The organism is Pseudomonas sp. 22072 (assembly GCF_052046095.1).
Taxonomy (GTDB): Bacteria; Pseudomonadota; Gammaproteobacteria; order Pseudomonadales; family Pseudomonadaceae; genus Aquipseudomonas; species Aquipseudomonas paracarnis.
Genome location: NZ_JBQEQE010000005.1, coordinates 42,022 through 49,802, shown reverse-complemented (window position 1 = coordinate 49,802; position 7,781 = coordinate 42,022). Strand labels below are relative to the sequence as shown.

Below are 7,781 nucleotides of genomic sequence, written 5' to 3'. Positions count from 1 at the left end.
GTGCCGAGTGGTGGGGCAAGAGCGTTTTGCTTACTTTTGCGCTTTTCAAAAGTGAGCCGCCGTCAGGGCGGAACCCTAAGCGGCCATTGCCGCAGGAATGGATATGTACACAATCCAGCTGTGTTGACTGTCAGGCCGCCATCGCAGGCAAGTCAGCTCCCACACTCAGATCGTGGGGGGGCAGGTGGGTAGGCGTCGGCTGTCAGGCCGTCACGGGAGCAAGCTCCCTCGCCACAGGTCCAGCGCCGTACCAAAATTGTGTAGATAACTGTGGCCAACGCGAGCACATCTGCATTCTGTGCACTGCACATCAAAAGCCTTGATAAAAGCGCGCAGCCGCTCAGCTATACTCCCCTCCATTTGAATGGCCCTGCGAGGAATTACTGTGAAGAACTGGACCCTGCGCCAAAGGATTTTGGCGAGCTTTGCGGTAATTATCGCGATCATGCTGCTGATGGTCGTGGTCTCGTATTCGCGCCTGCTGAAAATCGAAATCAGCGAAAACTCAGTGCGGGACGATGCGGTGCCCGGGGTGTTTTTCAGCTCCATGATTCGCAGCGCCTGGGTCGACAGCTACCTGCAGACCCAGGAGTTGGTCGGGATCCACGAGAATCAGGGCATTTCCGAAACCGACAAACAGGACTACAAGTCTTTCGAGGCTCGGCTTGAGCAACATATGGCCAGCTACGCAGGGACGATCAATATCACCCAGGATCGCACCGAATTCGATGCCTTCGAAAAACTGCACCAGAGCTACAACCAGATTCTCGCCCAGGTCTTGGCGGCCCATCAGAGCAATAACGCCGCCGAAGCACTGAGGTTGTTCAACGAGCAACTGACCCCCGCCTGGACCGCAGGCCGCATGAAGCTCAATGACATTATCAACGAAAACAAACAGGTCGCCGACAACGCCACCGCCGCCATCGATGATGCGGTAGCGGCCGCGAAGATCAGCATGGGCGTCTCGCTGTTGCTGGCGATTCTCGCCGCCGCGCTGTGTGGCCTGTTGCTGATGCGCGCGATCATGGCGCCGATGCAGCGCATCGTTCAAATCCTCGAAGTCATGCGCACCGGCGACCTGAGCAAGCGCCTGAATCTGGAGCGCAAGGATGAATTCAACGCGGTTGAAACCGGCTTCAACGACATGATGACCGAGCTGACTGCTCTGGTGTCCCAGGCGCAGCGTTCATCGGTACAGGTCACTACCTCGGTCACCGAAATTGCCGCGACCTCCAAGCAGCAACAGGCGACCGCTACCGAAACAGCGGCCACGACCACAGAAATCGGCGCCACTTCCCGCGAAATTGCCGCCACGTCCAAGGACTTGGTCCGCACCATGACCGAGGTGTCTACCGCCGCCGACCAGGCCTCGGTGGCTGCCGGTTCTGGCCAGCAGGGCCTGGCCCGCATGGAAGAAACCATGCACTCGGTGATGGGCGCCGCCGACCTGGTCAACGCCAAGCTGGCGATCCTCAATGAGAAGGCCGGCAACATCAACCAGGTGGTAGTCACCATCGTCAAGGTGGCCGACCAGACCAACCTGTTGTCCCTCAATGCTGCGATCGAGGCTGAGAAAGCCGGTGAGTACGGGCGCGGCTTTGCCGTGGTTGCCACCGAAGTGCGCCGCCTGGCCGACCAGACCGCTGTGGCGACCTACGACATTGAGCAGATGGTGCGTGAGATCCAGTCGGCGGTGTCGGCAGGGGTGATGGGCATGGACAAATTCTCCGAGGAGGTGCGCCGCGGCATGTCTGAGGTGCAGCAAGTGGGCGAGCAACTGTCGCAGATCATCCATCAGGTACAGGCCCTGGCGCCGCGGGTGCTGATGGTCAACGAAGGCATGCAGGCCCAGGCCACCGGTGCCGAGCAGATCAACCACGCGCTGGTGCAATTGGGCGATGCCAGCAGCCAGACCGTCGAATCCCTGCGCCAGGCCAGCTTTGCCATTGATGAACTGAGCCAGGTTGCGGTCGGTCTGCGCAGCGGCGTCTCGCGTTTCAAAGTCTGATGAGCGAACTCGCGGCTAAACGCGGTGCCGTCCCGGCAGCGAAAAAGGCGTTGTTTCTGGTGTTTCGCATCGGCAACGAACGCTTTGCCCTCAAGGCTACGGAAGTGGCCGAGGTGCTGCCGCGCCTGGCGCTCAAACCTATCGCCCAAGCGCCCTTGTGGGTGGCGGGTATCTTCGCCCATCGTGGGGTGCTGGTGCCGGTCATCGACTTGAGCGCCCTGACGTTCGGCACTTCGGCCCAGGCGCGTACCAGCACGCGCCTGGTGCTGGTCAATTACCAGCCGCAGCCCTGGAGTGAGGCGCGTTGGCTGGGGCTGATTTTGGAACAGGCCACCGACACCCTGCGTTGCGACCCCGCCGAATTCCAGCCCTATGGCCTGGACAACCGGCAGGCGCCGTACCTGGGGCCGGTGCGTGAAGATGCCCAGGGCTTGATGCAGTGGATTGGCGTTGCGGATCTGTTGACCGCGCCAGTGCGCGCCTTGCTGTTTTCCGCCGAGTTGAGCCTATGAGCAATGACCCGCGGTTTTTCGCGTTTTTGAAAGAACGCATCGGCCTGGACGTCGCTTCGGTGGGCGAGGCGATTATCGAACGCGCGGTGCGCCAGCGCTGCCAGTCGTCCCAGTCGCAGTCGGCGGAGGCTTACTGGCAACACCTGCAAACCTCCCATGACGAGCAGCAGGCGCTGATCGAAGCGGTGATCGTCCCCGAGACCTGGTTTTTCCGCTATCCCGAATCCTTTGCAACCCTGGCTCGCCTGGCCCAGGCACGCTTGGCCGAGATCAACCAGATGCGCGCCCTGCGTATTCTCAGCCTGCCGTGTTCGACCGGCGAAGAACCCTATTCGATTGCCATGGCCTTGCTCGATGCGGGCCTGGCGCCCCACCAGTTCAAAGTGCAGGGCATGGATGTCAGCCCGCTGTCGGTGGAGCGCGCGCGGCGGGGCGTGTACGGCAAGAACTCGTTTCGCGGCGCCGACCTTGAGTTTCGTGACCGTCACTTCACTGAAGACGCAGGTAATTACCGCATCGCCGACCGGGTGCGCGAACAAGTGCGCCTGCAAGTCGGCAACTTGCTGGACCCGGCACTGCTGGCGAATGAGCCAACCTACGATTTTGTGTTCTGCCGCAACTTGCTGATCTACTTCGACCAGCCGACCCAGAAACAGGTCTTTGATGTGCTCAAGGCATTGACTCACGTAGACGGTGTGCTGTTTATCGGCCCGGCCGAGGGCAGCCTGCTGGGGCGTCACGGCATGCGCTCCATCGGTGTGCCGCAGTCCTTTGCCTTCAGTCGGCATGTAGAACCGGCCCCGCCGGTTGCACCTGTGGTCAAACCGACGCCCGCGCCGCTACCGCAGCGCAGGGCGGCGCCGATACCGCTCAAGCCGCGGCCGTTCAGCACCGTCAGCCCCAACGTGCCACCGGTCAAAGTGGTGACTACCGATGCCGGGGATTTGCTCAGCCAGATCGCAACCCTGGCCAACGAGGGCAAAAGTGCCGAGGCCCGAGCGGCCTGCGAACGGTATTTGAGCAGTCACCCGCCGGCCGCCCAGGTGTTTTACTGGTTGGGGCTGCTCAGCGATGTGGCTGGCAGTGCCCTGGAGGCCCAAGGGTATTACCGAAAAGCCCTGTATCTGGAACCGCAGCATCCCCAGGCCCTGATGCACCTGGCCGCGTTGCTCGAGTCCCAGGGTGACAGTGCCGGCGCGCGCCGTCTTCAGGCACGCGCCGCCCGTAGCGAGCGAGCTGACAGTGAGTCCAAACGATGAGTAGCCCTGACGCGCTCGACACCGCAGGCCTGGACCTGACGCTGACCGATACCCAAGCCATTGACGACTGTTGGAACCGCATCGGTATTCATGGCGACAAGTCCTGCCCGTTGTTGGCCGAGCATATCCACTGCCGCAATTGCTCGGTGTATTCCGCCGCCGCCACACGCCTGCTCGACCGCTACGCACTGCAACAGGACGACCATCACGCGCAGGCAACTGCCGAAGCGGATAACGAGGTGGTCACCCGTTCGCTGTTGATGTTCCGCCTCGGCGAAGAATGGCTCGGTATCGCCACCCGTTGCCTGGTGGAAGTGGCGCCGTTGCAGCCGATCCACTCGCTGCCGCACCAGCGTTCCCGAGCGCTGCTGGGCGTGGCCAACGTACGCGGGGCGCTGGTGGCGTGCCTGTCACTGGTGGAACTGTTGGGCCTGGACAGCACCAGTGCCGGCGCCAGCGGCGGGCGGATCATGCCGCGCATGCTGATCATCGCTGCCCAGGACGGCCCGGTCGTGGTGCCGGTGGATGAAGTAGACGGCATCCATGCCATCGATGAGCGCACCTTGAAGGCCGCATCGGTGTCCGGCACCCAGGCCAGCGCACGCTACACCCAAGGCGTGTTGCAGTGGAAAGGCCGCAGCCTGCGTTGGCTGGACGAAGCGCAATTGTTGTCCGCCGTGACTCGGAGCCTCGCATGACCCCCGACCAGATGCGCGATGCCTCGCTGTTGGAACTGTTCAGCCTGGAGGCTGATGCGCAGACCCAAGTGTTGAGCGCGGGCCTGCTGGCGCTGGAACGCAACCCGACCCAGGCCGACCAGCTCGAAGCCTGCATGCGCGCCGCGCATTCACTTAAAGGGGCGGCGCGGATTGTCGGTGTGGATGCCGGCGTCAGCGTGGCCCACGTCATGGAAGATTGCCTGGTCAGCGCCCAGGAAGGCCGTCTGTATCTGCAACCTGAACATATCGACGCATTACTGCAAGGCACTGATCTGCTGATGCGTATCGCCACCCCGGGCAACGATGTGGGGCCGGCGGATATCGAGGCGTACGTAGCGCTGATGGAGCGCTTGCTCGATCCCTCGCAGCCGATTGCGACGCCCGCGCCAAAACCCGAGCCCATCCCCGCGCCGCGGGTTGACGCGCTGCTGCTGGAGCCCGAGCTGGAGCCTGCGCCACCGCTCGGCAGTGACGCGCCGCGCCAGAACAAGCGCATGACCGAAGGCGGCGAGCGTGTGCTGCGGGTGACGGCTGAGCGCTTGAACAGTCTGTTGGACTTGTCCAGCAAATCCCTGGTGGAAACCCAGCGGCTCAAGCCGTACCTGGCCAGCCTGCAACGCCTCAAGCGCATTCAAAGTAACAGCTTGCGTGCGCTGGATGCCCTGGACGGCCAGCTCAAGTCGCTGGATCTGAACCTGGAGGCCCAGGAGGCCCTGGCCGATACTCGTCGCCTGCTGAGTGAAGCCCAGGCCCTGCTGGCGGAAAAAAACGCCGAGCTGGATGAGTTCGGCTGGCAGGCCGGCCAGCGCGCCCAGGTGCTCTACGACACCGCATTGGCCTGCCGCATGCGGCCGTTTGCCGATGTGCTGGCCGGGCAGGTGCGCATGGTGCGTGACTTAGGTCGCAGCCTGGGCAAGCAAGTGCGCCTGGAGATTGAGGGCGAAAAGACCCAGGTCGACCGGGACGTGCTGGAAAAACTCGAAGCGCCGCTCACCCATCTATTACGCAATGCGGTCGATCACGGCATCGAAACCCCTGAGCAACGCGTGCTGGCGGGCAAGCCGGCGGAAGGCTTGATTCGCCTGCGTGCGTCCCATCAGGCCGGGTTGTTGGTGCTGGAATTGAGCGATGACGGCAACGGTGTCGACCTCGAGCGCCTGCGCGGCACCATCGTCGACCGCCATCTGTCGCCGGTTGAAACGGCCCTGCGTCTGAGTGAAGAGGAACTGCTGACGTTCCTCTTCTTGCCAGGGTTCAGCCTGCGCGACAAAGTCACCGAAGTGTCCGGGCGCGGGGTCGGCCTGGACGCGGTGCAGCATATGGTTCGTCAACTGCGCGGCGCGGTGGTGCTGGAGCAGACGGCGGGGCAGGGCAGCCGCTTCCATCTTGAGGTGCCGTTGACCCTGTCGGTGGTGCGCAGCCTGGTGGTGGAAGTCGGCGAAGAAGCCTATGCCTTTCCCCTGGCGCATATCGAACGCATGTGCGACCTGGCGCCCGACGACATCGTGCAGTTGGAAGGCCGCCAGCACTTCTGGCATGAGGGCCGGCACGTCGGCCTGGTTGCCGCCAGCCAGTTGCTGCAGCGCCCGCCGGGGCAGAGCCCGACAGATACCTTGAAGGTGGTGGTGATCCGCGAGCGCGATGCCGTGTACGGGATTGCCGTGGAGCGTTTTATCGGCGAGCGCACCCTGGTGGTGTTGCCGCTGGATGATCGTCTGGGGAAAGTCCAGGACATTTCCGCCGGGGCCTTGCTCGATGACGGCTCGGTGGTGTTGATCGTCGATGTCGAAGACATGCTGCGTTCGGTGGATAAATTGCTCAACACCGGTCGCCTGGAGCGCATTGCCCGGCGCAGCCAGCAGGCCACCGAAGCGCCGCGCAAGCGTGTGCTGGTGGTGGACGACTCACTGACGGTGCGCGAGCTGCAACGCAAATTATTACTCAATCGTGGTTATGAAGTCGCTGTTGCGGTCGATGGCATGGATGGCTGGAACGCATTGCGCTCCGAGGACTTCGACCTGCTTATCACTGATATTGATATGCCTCGCATGGACGGTATTGAATTGGTCACACTTTTGCGCCGTGACAGTCGCCTGCAATCGTTGCCGGTGATGGTGGTTTCCTACAAGGATCGTGAAGAAGACCGCCGCCGTGGCCTCGACGCCGGGGCCGACTATTATCTAGCCAAAGCCAGTTTCCATGACGACGCCTTGCTCGACGCCGTGGTTGAACTGATTGGAGGCGCCCGGGCATGAGGATTGCGATCGTCAATGACATGCCCCTGGCGGTGGAGGCCTTGCGCCGCGCCCTGAGTTACGAGCCCGCCCACGAGGTGGTATGGGTGGCCAGCAATGGCCTGGAAGCGGTACAGCGTTGCGCCGAGCTGACCCCGGACCTGATCCTGATGGACCTGATCATGCCGGTGATGGATGGGGTGGAGGCCACCCGGCAGATCATGGCCGACACGCCTTGCCCGATTGTGATCGTCACTGTCGACCGCCAGGCCAACGTCAGCCGCGTATTCGAAGCCATGGGCCACGGCGCCCTGGATGTGGTGGACACCCCGGCACTGGGCGTTGGCAACCCTAAGGATGCGGCCGCGCCCCTGCTGCGCAAGATCCTCAATATTGGTTGGCTGATCGGCCAGCGCGGCACGCGGGTGCGTGCAGAAACCCCGCCGCAGCGGGTCACCGGCAAGCGTCAACGGCTGGTGGCCATTGGTTCTTCGGCTGGTGGGCCGGCGGCACTGGAAGTTCTGCTCAAGGGTTTGCCCCGGGATTTTCCCGCCGCCATCGTGCTGGTACAGCATGTGGACCAGGTCTTCGCCGCCGGCATGGCCGAGTGGCTGAGCAGCGCTTCCGGCCTGCCGGTGCGCCTGGCCTGTGAGGGCGAGCCGCCTCAACCCGGCGTGGTATTGCTGGCCGGAACCAACCACCATATTCGCTTGTTGAAAAATGGCACGCTAGCCTATACCGCAGAGCCGGTGAACGAGATTTACCGGCCCTCCATCGACGTGTTTTTCGAAAGCGTCGCCAGTTACTGGAACGGTGACGCTGTCGGCGTGCTACTGACCGGCATGGGGCGCGACGGGGCCCAGGGCCTCAAGTTGATGCGCGAACAAGGATATTTGACCATCGCCCAGGATCAGCAAAGCTCGGCGGTGTACGGCATGCCCAAAGCGGCGGCGGCGATTGATGCTGCTGTTGAAATTCGCCCACTGGATAGAATTGCGCCCCGATTGCTGGAGGTCTTTGCAAAATGAACAAGAATCTCCCGCCGTGCT

At 62.7% G+C, this 7,781-nt stretch carries 6 protein-coding genes; all 6 read left to right on the top strand.

Going from position 1 to position 7,781, the window contains the following annotated elements:
- The first annotated feature begins 385 nt into the window (after nucleotides 1-385).
- The 6 genes from ACTJLA_RS06890 to ACTJLA_RS06865 are packed head-to-tail and all read left to right on the top strand — an operon-like array spanning nucleotide 386 to nucleotide 7,760.
- Nucleotides 386-2,008: a methyl-accepting chemotaxis protein gene (locus ACTJLA_RS06890; protein ID WP_014717193.1), complete on the top strand. Its 1,623-nt coding sequence runs from the start codon at nucleotides 386-388 to the stop codon at nucleotides 2,006-2,008.
- Nucleotides 2,008-2,520, top strand: a complete 513-nt coding sequence (locus ACTJLA_RS06885) for a chemotaxis protein CheW (RefSeq protein ID WP_034126504.1) — start codon at nucleotides 2,008-2,010, stop codon at nucleotides 2,518-2,520. Before ACTJLA_RS06890 ends, ACTJLA_RS06885 begins: the two co-directional genes overlap by 1 nt.
- Entirely contained in the window at nucleotides 2,517-3,779 is a 1,263-nt protein-coding gene (locus ACTJLA_RS06880) for a CheR family methyltransferase (protein WP_054917811.1), read from the top strand. The genes ACTJLA_RS06885 and ACTJLA_RS06880 overlap by 4 nt, the downstream gene beginning before the upstream one ends.
- Nucleotides 3,776-4,477, top strand: a complete 702-nt coding sequence (locus ACTJLA_RS06875; RefSeq protein WP_034126506.1) for a chemotaxis protein CheW — start codon at nucleotides 3,776-3,778, stop codon at nucleotides 4,475-4,477. Before ACTJLA_RS06880 ends, ACTJLA_RS06875 begins: the two co-directional genes overlap by 4 nt.
- Nucleotides 4,474-6,753, top strand: coding sequence for a hybrid sensor histidine kinase/response regulator (locus ACTJLA_RS06870; protein ID WP_197901043.1), 2,280 nt, complete (start codon nucleotides 4,474-4,476; stop codon nucleotides 6,751-6,753). The genes ACTJLA_RS06875 and ACTJLA_RS06870 overlap by 4 nt, the downstream gene beginning before the upstream one ends.
- On the top strand, nucleotides 6,750-7,760 hold the full coding sequence (locus ACTJLA_RS06865) for a chemotaxis response regulator protein-glutamate methylesterase (protein ID WP_034126508.1): 1,011 nt from the start codon (nucleotides 6,750-6,752) through the stop codon (nucleotides 7,758-7,760). Before ACTJLA_RS06870 ends, ACTJLA_RS06865 begins: the two co-directional genes overlap by 4 nt.
- The last annotated feature ends 21 nt before the right edge of the window (nucleotides 7,761-7,781 follow it).

Bases quoted from the DNA above. Each gene is read 5' to 3' on its own strand.
- ACTJLA_RS06870 (WP_197901043.1), top strand. From the start codon at position 4,474: ATGACCCCCGACCAGATGCGCGATGCCTCGCTGTTGGAACTGTTCAGC.
- ACTJLA_RS06880 (WP_054917811.1), top strand. From the start codon at position 2,517: ATGAGCAATGACCCGCGGTTTTTCGCGTTTTTGAAAGAACGCATCGGC.
- ACTJLA_RS06875 (WP_034126506.1), top strand. From the start codon at position 3,776: ATGAGTAGCCCTGACGCGCTCGACACCGCAGGCCTGGACCTGACGCTG.
- ACTJLA_RS06865 (WP_034126508.1), top strand. From the start codon at position 6,750: ATGAGGATTGCGATCGTCAATGACATGCCCCTGGCGGTGGAGGCCTTG.
- ACTJLA_RS06885 (WP_034126504.1), top strand. From the start codon at position 2,008: ATGAGCGAACTCGCGGCTAAACGCGGTGCCGTCCCGGCAGCGAAAAAG.